The following is a 16,439-nucleotide window of genomic DNA, read 5'->3' on the forward strand; positions in this document are numbered from 1 at the left end:
CATGCAGGAACATGACATGTCCTGGGTGCGCACCGAGATGGCGCTTGCCCAGCCGGCCCCGCCTACCGAACGTGGCGCCTATGCCTGGGTGCGCAAGAACCTGATCGGTTCGGTCGGCGACACCGTCCTCACAATCCTCGGCATCGCCATCGTGCTTTGGATCCTGCCGCAGGTCATCAGCTGGGCCTTCCTCAATGCCCAGTGGACCGGGCCGGATCGCACCGTCTGCACCACCGTCACGCAAGGCGGCATCCAGCCCGACGGCTGGACCGGTGCCTGCTGGGCTTTCGTCAACGCCAAGTTCGGCCAGTTCATGTTCGGCACCTATCCGATCGAGGAGCGCTGGCGGCCGATCCTGGTCGCCATCCTGTTCGTGGCGCTGTTGGTGCCGATGCTGATCCCGCGCGTGCCGCGCAAAGGATTGAATGCGGTGCTGTTGTTCGTAGCGCTGCCGATCGTCGCCTTCTTCCTGCTGCTTGGCGGCGTGTTCGGCCTGCCGGTTGTCGAGACCTCGCGCTGGGGCGGGCTCCTTGTGACGCTCAGCCTCTCCTTCGTCGGCATTGCGGTGTCGCTGCCTTTGGGTATCGTGCTGGCGCTCGGGCGCCGTTCGAAGATGTCGATCGTCAAATGGCTTTGTATCGTCTTCATCGAGACGGTGCGCGGCATTCCGCTGATCACCGTGCTGTTCTTCGCCAGCGTCATGCTGCCGCTGTTCCTGCCCGCGGGCGTTACCTTCGACAAGTATCTGCGTGCGTTGATCGGTGTGTCGCTGTTTGCCGCCGCCTATATGGCCGAAGTGATTCGCGGCGGCTTGCAGGCGATCCCGAAGGGCCAGTATGAGGGCGCCGATTCGCTCGGCCTCGGCTATTGGCAGAAGATGAGCCTGATCGTGCTGCCGCAGGCGCTGAAGCTGGTCATTCCTGGCATCGTCAACACCTTCATCGGCATGTTCAAGGACACCAGCCTGGTCCTGATCATCTCGATGTTCGACCTGCTCGGCGTGGTGAAGCAGAATTTCGCCGATGCAAACTGGGCGACCCCGCAGACCGCGAGGTCCGGCCTGATCTTTGCCGCCTTCGTTTTCTGGCTGTTCTGCTTCGGCATGTCGCGCTATTCAATGTACACCGAACGCCGGCTCGACACCGGTTATAAACGATAAAAAGGGAACAGGTTATGGCCACCGAAAACGCCGTCAGCGCGGAAGAAATCAAGGTCAACGCCGCCAAGATGCACATCTCCACCACCGATGTCGCCATCGACATCGTCGGCATGCACAAATGGTATGGCGAGTTCCATGTGCTGAAGGACATCAACCTCAAGGTGATGCGTGGCGAGCGCATCGTCATCTGCGGTCCGTCCGGCTCCGGCAAGTCGACCATGATCCGCTGCATCAACCGGCTGGAAGAGCACCAGAAGGGCAAGATCATCGTCGACGGCAAGGAACTCACCAACGATCTGAAGAAGATCGACGAGGTGCGCCGCGAGGTCGGCATGGTGTTCCAGCATTTCAACCTGTTCCCACATCTGACCATCCTGGAGAACTGCACGCTGGCGCCGATCTGGGTGCGCAAGATGCCGAAGAAGCAGGCCGAGGAAATCGCCATGCATTTCCTTACGCGCGTCAAGATACCGGAACAGGCCAACAAATATCCGGGCCAGCTCTCCGGCGGGCAACAGCAGCGCGTGGCGATCGCACGCTCGCTGTGCATGAACCCGCGCATCATGCTCTTCGACGAGCCGACCTCGGCGCTCGACCCGGAAATGATCAAGGAAGTGCTGGAGACGATGGTGGGGCTGGCGGAAGAGGGCATGACCATGCTTTGCGTCACCCACGAGATGGGCTTTGCCCGCAAGGTGGCCAACCGCGTGATCTTCATGGATCAGGGCCAGATCGTCGAGCAGAACACGCCGGCCGAATTCTTCGACCATCCGCGCCATGAACGCACAAAGCTTTTCCTGTCGCAGATCCTGCACTGAGCGGGCGCGACGCTAAATTTTCGGAAGCCCGGCTGGAAACAGCCGGGCTTTTTTGCATTCGGGCGATCGGACAAGGATCGGCTCATTTTTGGTTGACGCTGCGAAATCGTCTAGCCTAATCGTCCAGGTTATCCTGGGGTCGACGCAGACGAGACGGAACGACCGCACCCGATGAGACGAGTCCTGCGATATATGGTGATGCTGTTGGGAGCGGCGGTGCTTGCCGTCGCGCTCGGCACGCTGGTGCCGCGTCCGTTCTGGCCGGCGGCACGGGCCGAAGGCGAGGGGACGCGGCACATATTGGTGTTGAAGAACCCGATCCACACCGACATCGCCGTGCCCCTCGATGACGGCGTGCGCCGGCGCTTTGCCTTTCTCGCCGATACCGGCCTGCCGATCGAGGCTCAGGAGGCGCGCTACATCGTCTTCGGCTGGGGCGGCCGCGCCTTCTATCTGGAGACGCCGACCTGGTCGCAATTGAAGACCATGCCGGTGCTGAAGGCGCTTACGCTCGACGCCTCGGTGATGCATGTCGATGCTGCGGGGGCTATTCTTGAGCCGCATCCGGATGTCGCCGGTTTTGACATCGATGAGGAACATTTCTCGCCGCTGCTCGACTATATCGCGGCAAGCTTCCGGCAGCGAGAGGCGGGCGGGCCGATGGCGATTGAAAATGCGGGCTATTCAACTTTCGACCGTTTCTACGAGGCCAACGGCCATTTCAACGCGCTGGTCGGTTGCAATACGTGGACCGCGGCGGCGCTGCGCACCGCCGGTCTGCGCACCGGCTGGTGGAACCCGCTGCCGGTATCGCTGGGGTGGTCATTGAGGTTGTATGATTGAGGGTTGATGGGAATTTGCAAACGCCGCGTTCCGTAACACCCCCCTCTGGCCTGCCGGCCATCTCCCCCGCAAGGGGGGAGATCAGCTGTCGTGGCTACTTTCGCCAATCATCAACGTCGCAAGGCGGGAGCCAGCGCCCAAGCTGCCAATCTTCCCCTCGCGGGGGAGATGCCCGGCAGGGCAGAGGGGGTGCTGTCCCGCCGGCCTATCCATCTGGTGGCAGACGCTACCGCCGCACAACCCCCCGCTCCTCCCACCCATAGAGCCAGTCCAGGTCCGCCGCGAGCTTTTCCGCCGGTCGCGCCGCCAGCACCAGATTGCGTGTGATCGCCACCGGTCCCCAGGCGTGCCAGGCCAGCCGATTGAGCGCTCCGCGTTTCAGCACCTTCTCGATGCGCGGGCGTCTGAGATTTTCCCAGATGGCGAGGCCTCGAGCTGGATCGCCGGGGAAGTCGGCAACGAGATTGGCGAGCATAGCGGCATCCTCGATCCCCATGGCCGCGCCTTGCGCCGCGAAGGGCGTCATGGCGTGCGCGGCGTCACCGATCAGCGCTATGCCCTCCGGCATCGTCCAGCGGCGCTGCTCGACCGTGTGGATGGGGAACGCCGTCCAGGGGCCGGCGAGCGCCACCAGCCTCGACAGCCCCGTCGCCGTGCCTCGGATGGCGCCTGAGAGGATCGCGGGGTCGGCATGGCCGGACCAGCCTTCGGCAATGTGCTGGCCCTTGGTGAAGGCGGCAAGGTTGAAGGCGCTGCCCTTGCTCACCGGATAGGCAACCATGTGGAAGCCGGGATGCAGGAAGGTGGTGACGCTGTCAGTCGCGCCGATTTGCGCGAAAGCCTGGCCGGCGGCGCTTTCCGCCGCGATCGTCGCGCGCCAAGCGAGCTCGCCCGAAAAGCGGCTTGCCGAAAAGCCGGCCGTCCGGACAAGCCCGGCGCGGACCGAGGACCAAACGCCGTCGGCTGCGACCAGCAGGTCGCCCGCGATATTCGTCGCTTTGCCGTCGACCTCGACCGTCGCGGTCACGCTTTGCGGGTCGACGGCGATGCCGGCAACACGAGCGCCGGTGACAAGCGCGATACCGGGCCGTTCCGCCACCGCCGCCATCAGCGCCGCCTGCAGGTCGGCGCGGTGCGCCACGAGATAGGGCGCCCCCCAGCGCTTTTCTGCGGTTTCCCCAAGCGGCACGCGCGCCAGCTCTCGCAGGCTCCTTGCGTCCTTCAGCACCACCGCTCGCGGCCGGATCGCGTTGGGCAGCAGTCGATCGAGCACGCTGAGCCGCCGCAGGATCCGGGTCGCGTTGGGGGAAAGCTGGAGGCCGGCACCGGCCGCTTCCAGCTGTTTTGCCTGCTCGAACAGTTTTACCGGATAACCGCGCTCGACGAAGGCAAGCGCCGCCGTCAGCCCGGCGATGCCAGCCCCGGCGATGACGATTTGCCGGGACCGTGCTTCAGTCATGATCTAGCAGTCGTTCATGATTTGCCGCGTCAGGCGGCCTGGTCGACATAAAGGCAGCCGGCCGGCTGCGTTTCCGTCGCCTTCAGCGACGGTGAATAGCGGTAGAGCGTCGAGCAGTAAGGGCAGACCTTTTCATTGTCGTCGCCCATGTCGAGGAACACATGCGGATGGTCGAAGGGCGGGTTGGCGCCGGTGCACATGAATTCCTTGACGCCGATCTCGATGACCGGATGGCCCGCGTCGTTCTGGAAATGGGGAATGCTGCCGCCTGCCATCGTCGTCTCCAATTGGGTTCGGCCAGTGGGTGTGACCAGTTTGCATCTGGAGCATAACAGGCCAGTTTGCAAGATCGATGAAATCAAACTGTCGCAAAAGGCTGGCAGAGGATAAGTTGAGCCGGTTAAGCGCATGGGGCCGGTGCCGGAGCGATTCCGTGACGATCATGCGTCATAAAGACATGCTAGAGCGTCGTTTAACGGCAGTATGCGGCGCCTCCTGGGAACGGTTGCGGGCAAGAGCAGGAAACCATGAACGAACTGAAGCCTGTGCAGAGCGAGTTCATCACCGTCGAGGCCGCAAGCCCCGACGGCGGCAATCCCGATCGTTTCGTCAACCGCGAATTCTCCTGGCTGCAATTCAACCGCCGCGTGCTGGAGGAATCGCTGAACGAGCATCATCCGCTGCTTGAACGCGTCCGCTTCCTGTCGATTTCTGCCGCCAATCTCGACGAGTTCTTCATGGTGCGCGTCGCCGGCCTTGCCGGCCAGGTCCGCGAGGGCATCGCGCTGAAGAGCCCGGACGGCCGCACGCCCGAACAGCAGCTCGAGCAGTTGCTGCGGGAGGTCGAGCGCCTTCAGGAAGACCAGCAGAAGAGCCTCTCGGCGCTGATGACGCTGCTCAACAAGGAAGGCATCGAGAGCATCACCCGCGACGCGCTGACCAAGGATGAGAAGGCCTGGCTGGAGGAGCATTTCCAGGAACAGGTTTTCCCGGTAATGACGCCGCTGTCGATCGACCCGGCGCATCCGTTTCCGTTCATCCCCAATCTCGGCTTTTCCATCGCCCTGCAATTGCGCCATCGCAAGAATGGCGAGGAGATGAGCGCGCTGCTGCGCCTGCCGGTGGCGCTCAGGCGTTTCATCCGCCTGCCCGACCGCAAGCACCATGTGCGCTTCATCCCGCTGGAGGAAGTGGTCGGCATCTATATCGGCAAGCTTTTCCCCGGCTACGAGGTCAAGGGCTCCGGCACGTTCCGCATCATCCGCGACAGCGACATCGAGGTCGAGGAAGAGTCGGAAGACCTGGTGCGCCTGTTCGAAACGGCGCTGAAGCGGCGCCGCCGCGGCTCGGTGATCCGCATCGAATTCGACACGCTGATGCCGGCCGCGTTGCGGGACTTCGTCGCCGGCGAGCTCGGTGTGTCGTCGAGCCGCATCAGCGTGCTCACCGGTCCGCTGGCGCTCAACCAGATATCCGAGATTGTCGCCATCCCGCGCGACGACCTCAAATTCACGCCCTACAATCCGCGCTTCCCCGAGCGCATCCGCGAGCATGGCGGCGACTGCTTCGCCGCCATCCGCGAGAAGGACATCGTCGTCCACCACCCCTACGAGTCCTTCGACGTGGTGGTGCAGTTCCTGCGCCAGGCCGCCGCCGACCCGGAAGTGGTGGCGATCAAGCAGACGCTCTACCGCACCTCTAACGACAGCCCGATCGTGCGCGCGCTGATCGACGCCGCCGAGGCCGGCAAGTCGGTCACGGCACTTGTCGAGCTCAAGGCGCGCTTCGACGAGGAAGCCAACATCCGCTGGGCGCGCGACCTCGAGCGCGCCGGCGTGCAGGTCGTGTTCGGCTTCCTGGAGCTGAAGACCCACGCCAAGATGTCTTTGATCGTGCGCCGCGAGGATGGCCGGCTGCGCAACTACGTGCATCTCGGCACCGGCAACTACCACCCGGTTACCGCCCGTATCTACACCGACCTGTCCTTCTTCACCACCGACCCGACGATCGCGCGCGATGTCGCGCAGCTCTTCAATTTCATCACCGGCTATGCCGAGCCCGCCGAGGAGATGCGCCTTGCCGTATCGCCCTTCACGCTGCGCAAGCGCATCCTGAAACACATCTTGGACGAGATCGTTCATGCCCGCGACGGCCGGCCGGCGCGCATCTGGATGAAGATGAACGCGCTGGTCGATCCGACCGTCATCGACGCGCTTTACGACGCCAGCCGCGCCGGCGTCGAGGTCGACCTCGTCGTGCGCGGCATCTGCTGCCTGAGGCCGCAGGTGCCGGGTCTTTCCGAGAACATAAGGGTGAAATCGATCGTCGGCCGCTTCCTCGAGCACAGCCGCATCTTCTGCTTCGGCAACGGCCACGGCCTGCCGTCGGACGAGGCGGTCGTCTACATCTCGTCGGCCGACATGATGCCGCGCAATCTCGACCGCCGCGTCGAGACCCTGGTACCGATCACCAATCCAACTGTGCATGAACAGGTGCTTGGCCAGATCATGCTGGGCAACATCATGGACAACCAGCAAAGTTTCGACGTATTGGCTGACGGCACCTCCCGGCGCGTTGTGCTGGAGGAGGGCGAGGAGCCGTTCAACGCGCAGGAATATTTCATGACCAATCCGAGCCTCTCCGGGCGGGGCGACGCGCTGAAATCGCATGCGCCCAAGCGCATTGCCCAGTTCAAGCGCCGCAAGAAGAACAGCGCCGCGTGACCGCAGTTTCCCAGGGCCGGCTTCAGGACCGGCGGCCGCTGTCGATCATCGACATCGGATCGAACTCGATTCGCCTTGTCGTCTATGAGGGGCTGGCGCGCTCGCCCACGCTTCTGTTCAACGAGAAGATGCTGGCCGGCCTCGGCCGCGGCATCGTTTCGACGGGCAAGCTCGATCCCGAGGCGGTGACGCGCTCGATGGAGGAATTCCGCCGGTTCCGCGCGCTCTCGGACCAGGCGGGCGCCGAGCACATCTATGTGCTGGCGACAGCCGCCGCGCGCGAGGCGGGGAACGGCCCCGATTTCATCCACCGTGCCGAGGAGGTGCTGAAGACCGAGATCCGCGTGCTCACCGGCCGTCAGGAGGCCTATTATTCGGCGCTCGGCGTCATTTCCGGTTTCCATCCGGCCAATGGCATCGCCGGCGACCTTGGCGGCGGCAGCCTCGAGCTGATCGACATCAATGGCGAAGCGATAGGCGACGGCATCACGTTGCCGCTCGGCGGCCTGCGCCTGCAGGACATGGCCAGGAACTCGCTCGTGCAGGCCCAGAAGATCGCGCGCCAGGAACTGGCGCGGGCGAAGCTTCTGAAGGGCGGGCAGGGCAGGGTTTTCTACGCAGTCGGCGGCACCTGGCGAAATCTTGCCCGGCTGCATATGGAGATGAACAACTACCCGCTCGGCGTCATGCATCACTACGAGATATCGGCCGACAGCGCGCAGACTTTCCTCAAGCAGGTCGCCCGCAGCGAGGTCGAGAAGGTGAGGGGCATCGAGGGCGTTTCCAAGAACCGCCGCTCGCTCTTGCCCTACGGTGCCGTCGTGCTGCAGGAGATCATGTCGGCCATGCAGCCGTCGAAGATCGTCGTCTCGGCGCAGGGCGTGCGCGAGGGTTTCCTCTACTCGCTGCTCGACGCCGCCGAGCAGAAGGCCGACCCGCTGATCTCGGCCGCCGAGGAACTGGCGCTATTGCGCTCGCGCTCGGTGCATCACGCGCACGACCTGGTCGAATGGACCGGCAAGGCGTTCAAGGCCTTCGGCATTGATGAGACGGAAGACGAGGCACGCTACCGCCATGCCGCCTGCCTGCTTGCCGATATCGGCTGGCGCGCGCATCCGGAATATCGCGGCCGGCAGTCGCTCAACATTATCGCGCATGCCTCCTTCACCGGCGTCGACCATCCGGGCCGCGCCTATCTGGCTCTGGCCAACGCCTATCGCCATGACGGCGTCTTCAACGACGGCATCGCACCCGAGATCAACGCGCTGGCGCCGCCGCGCCTTCTGGAACGCGCCCGCACGCTGGCGGCCATGATGCGCGTCGTCTATCTGCTGACGGCGGCTATGCCGGGCGTGATGCCGAGGCTGAAATGGGAGAACCGCGGCAACGGAGCGCTCGCGTTGGTGCTGCCGGCCTCGCTTTCCGACCTCTATGGTGAGCGCCCGGCCGGCCGGCTGGCGCAACTGGCGCGTATCACCAATCGCCGCCTAGTGCTCGCGGTCGAGGGCGGGCCGAGCGTCTCGGTGAAGTAACGGATCAGCTGCCGATTCCGAAGCCACGCCCGTCCGCCGACCATGCGCCGGCGCCGGCCATGGCCAGCGCCAGAAAGCCGCCGGCAATGGCGATGTCCTTCATCAGCATCTGCTGGTGCATGAAGGACAGCGTGGCGTCGTCCGCGCCCTGGCCGTAATGGCCGATGAAACCGGCGACTACGCTAAAGGCGGCAAGCAGCAGCGCCACGATCCGCGTCTGGAAACCGACGAGGACCACCAACCCGGCGATCAACTCGAACAGGCCTGTGCCCCATGCCGCCAAGGTCGGCAGCGGCAGGCCGAGGCCGGCGAAGTAACTGGTCGTGCCGCCGATATTGGTGAGCGCCTGGAAGCCCGACGGTACGAACAGCGCGGCAAGAAGGAGCCGCGAGACCAGAAGCAACGCATTGCGGGGCATTGGTCATCTCCCTTGCCGGCATCAGGCGGGCTGCCAGCGCAGTCTACGCCTACAACCGGAAAACGAAAAAGCAGTGCGGAAAATTCCGCACCGCTTTCGTTTCAGTTTGGGAGGATCAGTCTGGGAGGAAAAAGATCAGCCGCGCTTGGCGTCGATCGAATAGGCGCCGGCGCCCGAGGAGGCGAGCAGGACGAAGCCGCCGGTGATGGCGAGGTTCTTGAGGAACTGGATCATTTGCATCTGGTCGGCCCAGCCGGTGTGCGCGACCAGCCCGGTGGCGATCGTGAAGATGGCGAGCACCCAGGCGGCGATCCGGGTCTGGAAGCCGACGAGAATGGCAAGGCCGCCGAGCAGCTCGATCAGGCCGACCAGGACGGCGGTCACGGTTGGCATCGGCAGGCCGAGAGCGCCGAAATAGCCGGCAGTGCCGGAAATCGCGGTGAGCTTGCCGAAGCCGGAAAGCAGGAAGATGACGGCGAGCAGAATGCGACCCAGGAGGATCGTGGTGGAGCTGTTGGACGCGGTGCCGGCGACGGAAGAGTTGATGGACATGGCGGTTCTCCGAACGGGGTTGAATAGTCCGTCAGGTAGACGACAGTAACTGTTCACCAAAGCCACCTATGTGACGACACATTGTTCACAGAATATATATTCCGATATCGGCAGCAGTGCGCTAAAACCTGTCGGCAGGTTGCGCCGGGGGAGTAAATTGTTCTGCCCCCAAATGGCTCTGCTACCGAGTCGGTGGTTTGGGCAGCGGCAGTCGCCGGCTTTCGGAGATTCGCCGACACGTCAAATGCTTCGTCATTCTCGGGCGTAGCATGAGCGAAGCTCCGTCGCGGAGACCCTGGATGACGACGTGACTTTCCCCGATGGCGAAAACTACCCCGGATGCGTCATGTCCTCCGGCCGCACCAGCCGATCGTAATCGGCTTCGCTGACCAGCCCGGTGGCCAAGGCCTCCTCGCGCAAGGTCGTGCCGTTCTTGTGCGCGGTCTTGGCGATCTTGGCGGCGTTGTCGTAGCCGATAGTGGGGGCCAGCGCCGTCACCAGCATCAGCGAGCGTTCGAGCGCCGCCTTGATGTTGTCCTCGCGCGCCTCGATGCCGACCACGCAATTGTCTGTGAAGGAAACGGAAGCATCGGCCAGCAGCTGCACCGACTGCAGGAAATTATACGCCATCAGCGGGTTGTAGACGTTGAGCTCGAAATGGCCCTGGCTGCCGGCGAAGGCAAGTGCTGCATTGTTGCCGAACACCTGGACGCAGACCTGCGTCAGCGCCTCGCACTGGGTCGGGTTGACCTTGCCCGGCATGATCGAGGAGCCCGGTTCGTTTTCCGGCAGCGAGAGCTCGCCGAGACCCGACCGCGGGCCGGAGCCGAGCAGGCGGATGTCGTTGGCGATCTTGAACAGCGCCGCGGCCGCCGCGTTGATGGCACCATGCGAGAACACCATGGAATCATGCGCCGCCAGCGCCTCGAACTTGTTCGGGGCAGTGACGAAGGCGATGCCGGTGATGGCGGCGATACGGTCCGCCACCTTTTCCGCGAAGCCGACCGGCGCGTTGAGGCCCGTGCCGACGGCGGTGCCGCCCTGCGCCAGCTCCTGCAAACCGGGCAGCGTCAGCTCGATGCGCTTGATCGAGGAGGCGACCTGCGCGGCATAGCCGGAAAATTCCTGGCCGAGGGTCAGCGGCGTGGCGTCCTGGGTATGGGTGCGGCCGATTTTGATGATATGGTTGAAGGCGCGGGCCTTGGCGTCGAGCGCCTTGTGCAGGTGGTGCAGGGCAGGGATCAGGTGATGCGCGACCCGCTCGGCGCAGGCGATATGCATGGCCGTCGGATAGGTGTCGTTGGACGACTGGCTCATATTGACGTGGTCGTTCGGATGCACCGGCTTCTTCGAGCCCATCACCCCGCCGAGCATCTCGATCGCCCTGTTGGAGATCACCTCGTTGGCATTCATGTTGGACTGCGTGCCCGAGCCCGTCTGCCAAACCACCAGCGGGAAATGATCGTTAAGCTTGCCGTCGATCACTTCCTGCGCCGCCTCGACGATCGCTTTGCCGATGACCGGATCGAGCCGTTTCATCTCCATGTTCACTTCGGCCGCGGCGCGCTTGACGATGCCGAGCGCGCGCACGATCGAAGCCGGTTGCTTCTCCCAGCCGATCTTGAAATTGCCCAGCGAACGCTGCGCCTGCGCGCCCCAATAGCGGTCGGCCGCCACCTCTATGGGGCCGAACGTATCGGTTTCGGTTCTGGTCTTTTCAGCGCTCACGGCAAGTCTCCGTCTGTCGATTTGGGCAAGGGCGTATCGCGTTGCACAAACCGCTTCAAGCGGAGATTGCGGTCGGGGAAGATGCAAATCGGTTGAAGAGAGGGCCTCTTCTTCTCGCTCTGGGCGAGACGGCGGTGACGGCCAATCTCCCCCTTCTTATGGGGAGATGCCCGGCGGGAGATCAGCGCTTCAGCGGCGGCCCGACAATATCGATGCCGTTCTCGGCGCACAGGCTCGTCAACACCTCAATCATCTCCGGCGTCGGCGCTGCCGCCGGCGGCAGTTCGGCTCGCTCCGCAGGGCGACTAGCCTTGCGCACCATCGTCTCGAAATCCGAACCGCGCGTGACGGTGAGCGTATGGGCGCCTTCGAGAGACTCGACCTTGTAAGTGTGCGGCAGGCCTTTCGGAGCGAGCACCGTTTCGCCGGCGCCGGCAAGCCGCTCGCGGCCGTCGACGACAAAACGTATCCGGCCTTCGAGAATATGAAACACCTCGTCCTCATTGCGGTGCACGTGCAGCGGCGCGGAATCGCCGTAGGGCTGGCGGTGCTCGATGATGCAGATGCCGTCCTCGCCGTCGGCCGACGAAAGCTGGATGGCAACGAGCGTGTTGTTGAACCAGAGGAGTTCCTTGCCTGCGATCGTCGTGTTGATCATTGTCATCATTGCTCTCCCTTGTTGAGTGCCGACAAAGCGGCTTCGACGGCGACCTAAGCAAGGACGAGCCGGTGATGGAAATCGAATGATCGTATGGGGCGGATTGATGCGATGAATTTGAACGCGCTCGACCTCAATCTGGTGAGGGTGCTCGACGCGCTGCTGCGCGAGAAGAGCGTGACGCGCGCCGGCGAGCAGATCGGCCTCAGCCAGCCGGCTGTTAGCGCCGCGCTCAACCGCCTGCGCCATGCGCTCAACGACCAGCTCTTCGTGCGCCGCGGCAACGACATGGTGCCGACGCCTCGCGCCGAAAGCCTCGCGGAGCCGGTGCGTGCAGCGCTGCGCGAGATCGAGCGCGCCTTTCAGCCGGCGACCGATTTCGATCCGGCAAGGCTGGAACGGACCTTCACCTTCATGGGCGCGGATTTCTTCTCCATGCTTCTTATGCCGCCCTTCGCCGCGCGCATTGCGGCGGTGGCGCCCGGCGTATCGTTCCGTTTCCTCGACAGCGCCATCGGCGACGTCTCGAAGCTGTTGCAGGACGATCGGATCGACCTTGCGCTGGAGCGCCCGCTGGAGGTCGCGGAGTGGGTCTCAAGCGTGGCGCTGTTCGGCTCGCCCTTCGCCATTGTCGCGGCGAAGGACAATGCGGCGCTCGGCCAGGCCGGCATCGCCGAGGGCGAAGAGGTGCCACTCGACCTGTTCTGCGCGCTGCCGCATGCGCTGCGCTCCATCGATGGATCGATGTCGGGCTTCACCGACGATGCGCTGGGCAGGATGGGCCGGGTGCGTCGCGTCATGCTTGCTTTGCCGCACTTCCAGGCCGTCGCGCTAGCCGTGGCGAACGGGCCTTATCTGGCTGCGGTTCCAACGCAGTTCGCTGTAGCGGCGGCAAAATCCCTGCCGATCGGCATCTATCGGGCGCCGATCCTGATACCATCGCCGGCGGTCAGAATGTACTGGCACGCCCGCCGCGATGATGAGCCACCGCATCGCTGGATCCGCGAACAGATACTCGATGAGGTGGGAACGCTCGGCTTCAAGGACTGGGACGGCACCGCAAGTGCTCTCCCGGGGGTATAGCTGCCGTTGGAGCGGGAGTGCAGCGCTGAGCAACGCGGACGGTCAAGCGCGGGAGCGATCGCCGGTATGAACCTTATCCGGCTGAGGCTAACCCGACCGGCGCGGGCTGGCGCAGGCCCAGCCGGCCCGCGACGAAATCCTTGACCTGGCGCACGGCCTGCTCGCGCGTGACGCTGCCCGGCTGCAGGCCAAGCCTGAGCCACAGTCCGTCGATCAAAGCGGTGACGCCGAGCACGGTCTCCTCGGCCAGTTCGGGCGAAGCGAGGCCGCGCAGGCCGGACAAGAGGTTCGAGCGCATGCGGGCGTGGATGACCTTCTGGATGCGCGCCAGCTTCTCGTCGCGCGGCACCTCGGCGCAGAGCGACAGCCATGCGTGGCAAAGCGGCGGCAGGAACAAATGCTCCTCGAAATTGCCCTCGATCACGGCGTCCAGCCGTTCCGTCGGCGTTCGCGCCCGCTGAAGCCGGGCGACGACGGCGTGACAGAGCACGGCGTTCGCCTCGCGCATGGCGTGCTCGAAAAGCTCCTGCTTGTTGCGGAAATAATGCAGCACGATGCCCTTCGAGGCGCCGGCCTGGGCCGCGACCTTTTCCAGCGTCGCGCCGGCGATGCCTTCGCGCTCCAGCACTGCGAAGGCCGCCTGCCGCAGTTCCTTGCGGCGTATGTCGCTGAGACGCGTGAGTTTCACCGGACCGATCCATGCATGGCGAATCCACGTTGACATTTTCGTCCGCTCAGATCAATGATTGACCAATGGGACAATAAAATGACCACAAGGTCAAAAAAGGATTGAAAGAGGAGAACCGGAATGTTGCGCATGCTTGCGAGAGGCGTCTGTGTCGCGGCGCTAATGGCGGCTTCCCAGGCGGCCGGCGCCGCCGAAGCCGAAGGCTGCAAAGCGGTTCGCATGGCCGAACCCGGCTGGAACGATCTCGCCTTCACCACGGGTGTGGCCAAGGTGCTGCTCCAGGCGCTCGGCTACGAGCCGCAAAGCGAGGTGCTTGGCATCAACGTCATTTATGAAGGGATGAAGAACAAAGACCTCGACCTGTTCCTCGGCTACTGGGATCCTGCGATGGTCACCTACTACGAGCCCTACAAGAAGGACGGTTCGATCGAGAATGTGCGCGTCAATCTGGTCGGCGCCAAATACACCTTCGCCGTGCCGACTTATGTCTGGGACGCCGGCGTCAAGGACCTGTCGGACCTGCATAAATTCGCCGACAAGTTCGGCAAGAAGATGTACGGCATCGAGCCCGGATCCAATCAGCTCATGATGGATGCCATTGCCGATCCGCAATATGGTCTGGATGGCTGGCAAGTGGTGGAGTCGAGCGAAGCCGGCATGCTCTCGGAGGTCGGCTACGAGATCAAGGAGAAGCAGTTCATCGTCTTCCAAGGTTGGGCGCCGCACCCGATGAACACGATGTACGACTTCAAGTACCTGACCGGCGGCGACAAGTTCTTCGGCCCGAATTTCGGCGCCGCCACCGTGACCACCCAGGTGCGCAAGGGTTTCCTGCAGGAATGCCCCAACGTCGCGCAGTTCCTGAAGAACCTTGCCTTCGACATCGACATGGAAAATGTCGGTATGGGCTATCTCATCAATGACGGCATGAAGCCGGAGGATGGGGCGCTGAAGTCGATCACCCTGCACAAGGATCGGCTCGATGCGTGGCTCGCCGGCGTCACCACCTTTGACGGCAAGCCCGGCCTTGCCGCGGTCAAGGAAAAGCTCGGACTGTGAGGCCGGCAGCCTTGGAACTGACGGATCAGGAGGTCGAGCAGGCGTCTTGGGCCGGGCGCAAGCGGATCGTCGATATCGGCGGTCTCGACCTTGCCTATGTCGAGATCGCCGGTGCGGAGCCGCCGCTGCTGCTGATTCACGGCTTCACCGACACCAGCCGAAGCTTCTCGCTGCTGGCGCCGCATCTTCCCGGCCGCCGGCTTATCATACCGGACCTGCGTGGCCACGGCGGCTCGCAGGCGGGCGAGGGCTGCGGCGTCGCCGATTTTGCTGACGACATTGCCGGGCTGATCCAGCGCCTGCGGCTCGACCGGCCGGTCGTCGTCGGCCATTCACTGGGTGGCATGGTGTCGATCGCGCTGGCCACACGGCATCCGGAACTGGTCGGCGGGCTGGTGATCCTGGCAAGCGCGCTGATGCCCGGTTTCGAACAGGATCACCAACTGATCGATGAAGTCGCGGCGTTGCGCGATCCGATCTCGCCGGTCGATCCCTTCTATGATTGGTGGCATGCCTGCCGGCCGGGCGTGCCGCAGGCTTTTCTCGCCGGCCTGGCGAAAGACGCGTCCGCAATTCCCGCAGCGCGCTGGCGCGCCATTCTCGAAGAAGTCCGTGGCACCGATCTGACCGCCGCGGCGCGCGCCGTGCAGGCCCCGACGCTGATCATCGCAGGCGGGCGCGATCCGCTTTTTGGCGAAGCGCATCAGCGGGCGATGGCAGGGGCGCTGGCCGGATCGCGCCTGGTGTGGGCACAGGATTGCGGCCACAACCCGCATTGGGAAGATCCGGCCTTTGTCGCCGAGGCAATAGCCGGCATGTTGTCGGCAGCGTGACTATCGCAACAGCGACCGGGCCGTGGGCGTCAGGCGCAACGTCTCGGTCGGCTTCGTCGAAACAGCTTGCAGGGTTTCGCGAACCACCTGCCATTCCGGCGAAGCGGCGAGAGCGGCCTGATGGCCCGCGTGGGCATCGCCATCGTCGAAACCGGTAATGACGATGAAGACATTTTCGCCGACCCGCACGGGCAGCCGAGGAAATGTGTTTTCGGAACGCTCGCTGACGAAGGCGCCGAGAAGCTGGGCGCCGTTTGCCGCAAGCAGCGGAACCGCCTCAGCCTGGAAGCGTTCGGCAAAGCCGGCCTCAGTGCCTGGTCGCAAATGATGAATCGAAATCTCAACAAAGCCGGGCAACCCGCTCCCATTGCTCATGGTTTCGGCCTCGGTGGCTGTCGGCCGCTGCAACCCTGACAGGTCGAACCCCGCGCCCCGCCAAGCCGGTTTGAGCAGCAACACGTCGTCGGAATCGATCATCGTCGCATTGGCGGCATCGCGATGCGCTGCCCACACCGGGCCGCCATAGAAGGCGCTCAGCGCGTCCTTTCTCGTTTCCATGTCCTCAAAACCGCGCAGCCAGACGAACATGTCGGGGCGGTCGAGATCGCGGAACTGTCCGATGACGGTCATGCCCGTCGCTTCCTGCGTTTCGACGAGCTCCCGCTCGAACAGCGCGATCAGCGTTTCGCGCTGTCCGGACTTCAGCGTGTATTGCCGAAGCTCGACGACGGGCGAAGCAAGGCGGGAAGATCGGTTCATGGCCAGAATCTCAAACAGGGTGATCGTCCTGTTTATAAACAGACCGGTTGTCCTGTTTTGTCAATCTGCTATCTTCTTCCCTTCTCCCCTTGTGGGAGAAGGTGGATCGGCGCGCAGCGCCGAGACG

General features: G+C 63.8%; 16 protein-coding genes. 8 read left to right on the forward strand and 8 right to left on the reverse strand.

Translation table 11 applies throughout. The annotated features are described in order from the left end of the window. The first annotated feature begins 1 nt into the window (after position 1). The 3 genes from LB523_RS06105 to LB523_RS06115 all read left to right on the forward strand — a co-directional run bounded on the left by LB523_RS06105 (position 2) and on the right by LB523_RS06115 (position 2,820). A complete protein-coding gene (locus tag LB523_RS06105) occupies positions 2-1,159 on the forward strand; it encodes an amino acid ABC transporter permease (protein ID WP_224601483.1) in 1,158 nt (385 codons plus the stop codon). Positions 1,160-1,227: 68 nt separating this feature from the next. Continuing rightward, positions 1,228-1,977, forward strand: coding sequence for an amino acid ABC transporter ATP-binding protein (locus LB523_RS06110; protein ID WP_036259985.1), 750 nt, complete (start codon positions 1,228-1,230; stop codon positions 1,975-1,977). Positions 1,978-2,148: 171 nt separating this feature from the next. Continuing rightward, the gene (locus tag LB523_RS06115) at positions 2,149-2,820 is read left to right on the forward strand and encodes a TIGR02117 family protein (RefSeq protein WP_224601485.1); all 672 of its coding nucleotides are present in this window, start codon (positions 2,149-2,151) and stop codon (positions 2,818-2,820) included. 226 nt (positions 2,821-3,046) lie between these two features. Here LB523_RS06115 and LB523_RS06120 read toward each other — a convergent pair whose 3' ends face one another. Both LB523_RS06120 and LB523_RS06125 read right to left on the reverse strand, forming a co-directional pair. Continuing rightward, the gene (locus LB523_RS06120; protein WP_224601488.1) at positions 3,047-4,279 is read right to left on the reverse strand and encodes an FAD-dependent monooxygenase; all 1,233 of its coding nucleotides are present in this window, start codon (positions 4,277-4,279) and stop codon (positions 3,047-3,049) included. A gap of 29 nt (positions 4,280-4,308) precedes the next feature. Continuing rightward, positions 4,309-4,554, reverse strand: coding sequence for a zinc-finger domain-containing protein (locus LB523_RS06125; RefSeq protein ID WP_027169907.1), 246 nt, complete (start codon positions 4,552-4,554; stop codon positions 4,309-4,311). Positions 4,555-4,806: 252 nt separating this feature from the next. On the opposite strand from LB523_RS06125, the gene LB523_RS06130 reads away from it, so the two are divergent. Continuing rightward, on the forward strand, positions 4,807-7,002 hold the full coding sequence (locus LB523_RS06130; protein ID WP_224601490.1) for an RNA degradosome polyphosphate kinase: 2,196 nt from the start codon (positions 4,807-4,809) through the stop codon (positions 7,000-7,002). Next, on the forward strand, positions 6,999-8,534 hold the full coding sequence (gene ppx / locus LB523_RS06135) for an exopolyphosphatase (protein WP_224601492.1): 1,536 nt from the start codon (positions 6,999-7,001) through the stop codon (positions 8,532-8,534). Before LB523_RS06130 ends, ppx begins: the two co-directional genes overlap by 4 nt. Before the next feature lie 4 nt (positions 8,535-8,538). Here ppx and LB523_RS06140 read toward each other — a convergent pair whose 3' ends face one another. The 4 genes from LB523_RS06140 to LB523_RS06155 all read right to left on the reverse strand — a co-directional run bounded on the left by LB523_RS06140 (position 8,539) and on the right by LB523_RS06155 (position 11,896). After that, positions 8,539-8,952: a DoxX family protein gene (locus LB523_RS06140; protein WP_224601494.1), complete on the reverse strand. Its 414-nt coding sequence runs from the start codon at positions 8,950-8,952 to the stop codon at positions 8,539-8,541. Between the two features lie 135 nt (positions 8,953-9,087). Continuing rightward, the gene (locus LB523_RS06145; RefSeq protein WP_224601495.1) at positions 9,088-9,504 is read right to left on the reverse strand and encodes a DoxX family protein; all 417 of its coding nucleotides are present in this window, start codon (positions 9,502-9,504) and stop codon (positions 9,088-9,090) included. A 330-nt stretch (positions 9,505-9,834) separates the two neighbouring features. Then, positions 9,835-11,232 carry a class II fumarate hydratase gene (gene fumC, locus LB523_RS06150; RefSeq protein WP_224601497.1) on the reverse strand — a complete coding sequence of 466 codons (1,398 nt, stop codon included), beginning with the start codon at positions 11,230-11,232 and terminating at the stop codon, positions 9,835-9,837. 181 nt (positions 11,233-11,413) lie between these two features. After that, on the reverse strand, positions 11,414-11,896 hold the full coding sequence (locus LB523_RS06155) for a cupin domain-containing protein (protein ID WP_224601499.1): 483 nt from the start codon (positions 11,894-11,896) through the stop codon (positions 11,414-11,416). A 105-nt stretch (positions 11,897-12,001) separates the two neighbouring features. Here LB523_RS06155 and LB523_RS06160 point away from each other — a divergent pair, with 105 nt between their 5' ends. After that, positions 12,002-12,973, forward strand: a complete 972-nt coding sequence (locus LB523_RS06160; RefSeq protein ID WP_224601501.1) for a LysR family transcriptional regulator — start codon at positions 12,002-12,004, stop codon at positions 12,971-12,973. Between the two features lie 73 nt (positions 12,974-13,046). Here LB523_RS06160 and betI read toward each other — a convergent pair whose 3' ends face one another. Next, positions 13,047-13,697 carry a choline-responsive transcriptional repressor BetI gene (betI, locus tag LB523_RS06165; protein WP_224601503.1) on the reverse strand — a complete coding sequence of 217 codons (651 nt, stop codon included), beginning with the start codon at positions 13,695-13,697 and terminating at the stop codon, positions 13,047-13,049. Positions 13,698-13,781: 84 nt separating this feature from the next. On the opposite strand from betI, the gene choX reads away from it, so the two are divergent. Both choX and LB523_RS06175 read left to right on the forward strand, forming a co-directional pair. Next, on the forward strand, positions 13,782-14,720 hold the full coding sequence (choX, locus tag LB523_RS06170; protein ID WP_224544672.1) for a choline ABC transporter substrate-binding protein: 939 nt from the start codon (positions 13,782-13,784) through the stop codon (positions 14,718-14,720). Positions 14,721-14,731: 11 nt separating this feature from the next. Further along, positions 14,732-15,553: an alpha/beta fold hydrolase gene (locus LB523_RS06175; RefSeq protein WP_224601505.1), complete on the forward strand. Its 822-nt coding sequence runs from the start codon at positions 14,732-14,734 to the stop codon at positions 15,551-15,553. On the opposite strand, the gene LB523_RS06180 is transcribed toward LB523_RS06175, so the two are convergent. Continuing rightward, positions 15,554-16,312, reverse strand: a complete 759-nt coding sequence (locus LB523_RS06180) for an NIPSNAP family protein (RefSeq protein ID WP_224601507.1) — start codon at positions 16,310-16,312, stop codon at positions 15,554-15,556. Between the last annotated feature and the right edge of the window lie 127 nt (positions 16,313-16,439).

The sequence above is a fragment of the Mesorhizobium sp. ESP-6-4 genome (assembly GCF_020164735.1).
Taxonomy (GTDB): domain Bacteria; phylum Pseudomonadota; class Alphaproteobacteria; order Rhizobiales; family Rhizobiaceae; genus Mesorhizobium.

What these genes read in the sequence shown, in the direction of transcription:
- LB523_RS06180 (WP_224601507.1), bottom strand. Translation starts at nt 16,312, where the DNA reads ATGAACCGATCTTCCCGCCTTGCTTCGCCCGTCGTCGAGCTTCGGCAA.
- LB523_RS06120 (WP_224601488.1), bottom strand. Translation starts at nt 4,279, where the DNA reads ATGACTGAAGCACGGTCCCGGCAAATCGTCATCGCCGGGGCTGGCATC.
- LB523_RS06145 (WP_224601495.1), bottom strand. Translation starts at nt 9,504, where the DNA reads ATGTCCATCAACTCTTCCGTCGCCGGCACCGCGTCCAACAGCTCCACC.
- LB523_RS06155 (WP_224601499.1), bottom strand. Translation starts at nt 11,896, where the DNA reads ATGACAATGATCAACACGACGATCGCAGGCAAGGAACTCCTCTGGTTC.
- LB523_RS06115 (WP_224601485.1), top strand. Translation starts at nt 2,149, where the DNA reads ATGAGACGAGTCCTGCGATATATGGTGATGCTGTTGGGAGCGGCGGTG.
- LB523_RS06130 (WP_224601490.1), top strand. Translation starts at nt 4,807, where the DNA reads ATGAACGAACTGAAGCCTGTGCAGAGCGAGTTCATCACCGTCGAGGCC.
- LB523_RS06105 (WP_224601483.1), top strand. Translation starts at nt 2, where the DNA reads ATGCAGGAACATGACATGTCCTGGGTGCGCACCGAGATGGCGCTTGCC.
- LB523_RS06125 (WP_027169907.1), bottom strand. Translation starts at nt 4,554, where the DNA reads ATGGCAGGCGGCAGCATTCCCCATTTCCAGAACGACGCGGGCCATCCG.
- betI (WP_224601503.1), bottom strand. Translation starts at nt 13,697, where the DNA reads ATGTCAACGTGGATTCGCCATGCATGGATCGGTCCGGTGAAACTCACG.
- LB523_RS06160 (WP_224601501.1), top strand. Translation starts at nt 12,002, where the DNA reads ATGAATTTGAACGCGCTCGACCTCAATCTGGTGAGGGTGCTCGACGCG.
- choX (WP_224544672.1), top strand. Translation starts at nt 13,782, where the DNA reads ATGTTGCGCATGCTTGCGAGAGGCGTCTGTGTCGCGGCGCTAATGGCG.
- LB523_RS06110 (WP_036259985.1), top strand. Translation starts at nt 1,228, where the DNA reads ATGCACATCTCCACCACCGATGTCGCCATCGACATCGTCGGCATGCAC.
- LB523_RS06140 (WP_224601494.1), bottom strand. Translation starts at nt 8,952, where the DNA reads ATGCCCCGCAATGCGTTGCTTCTGGTCTCGCGGCTCCTTCTTGCCGCG.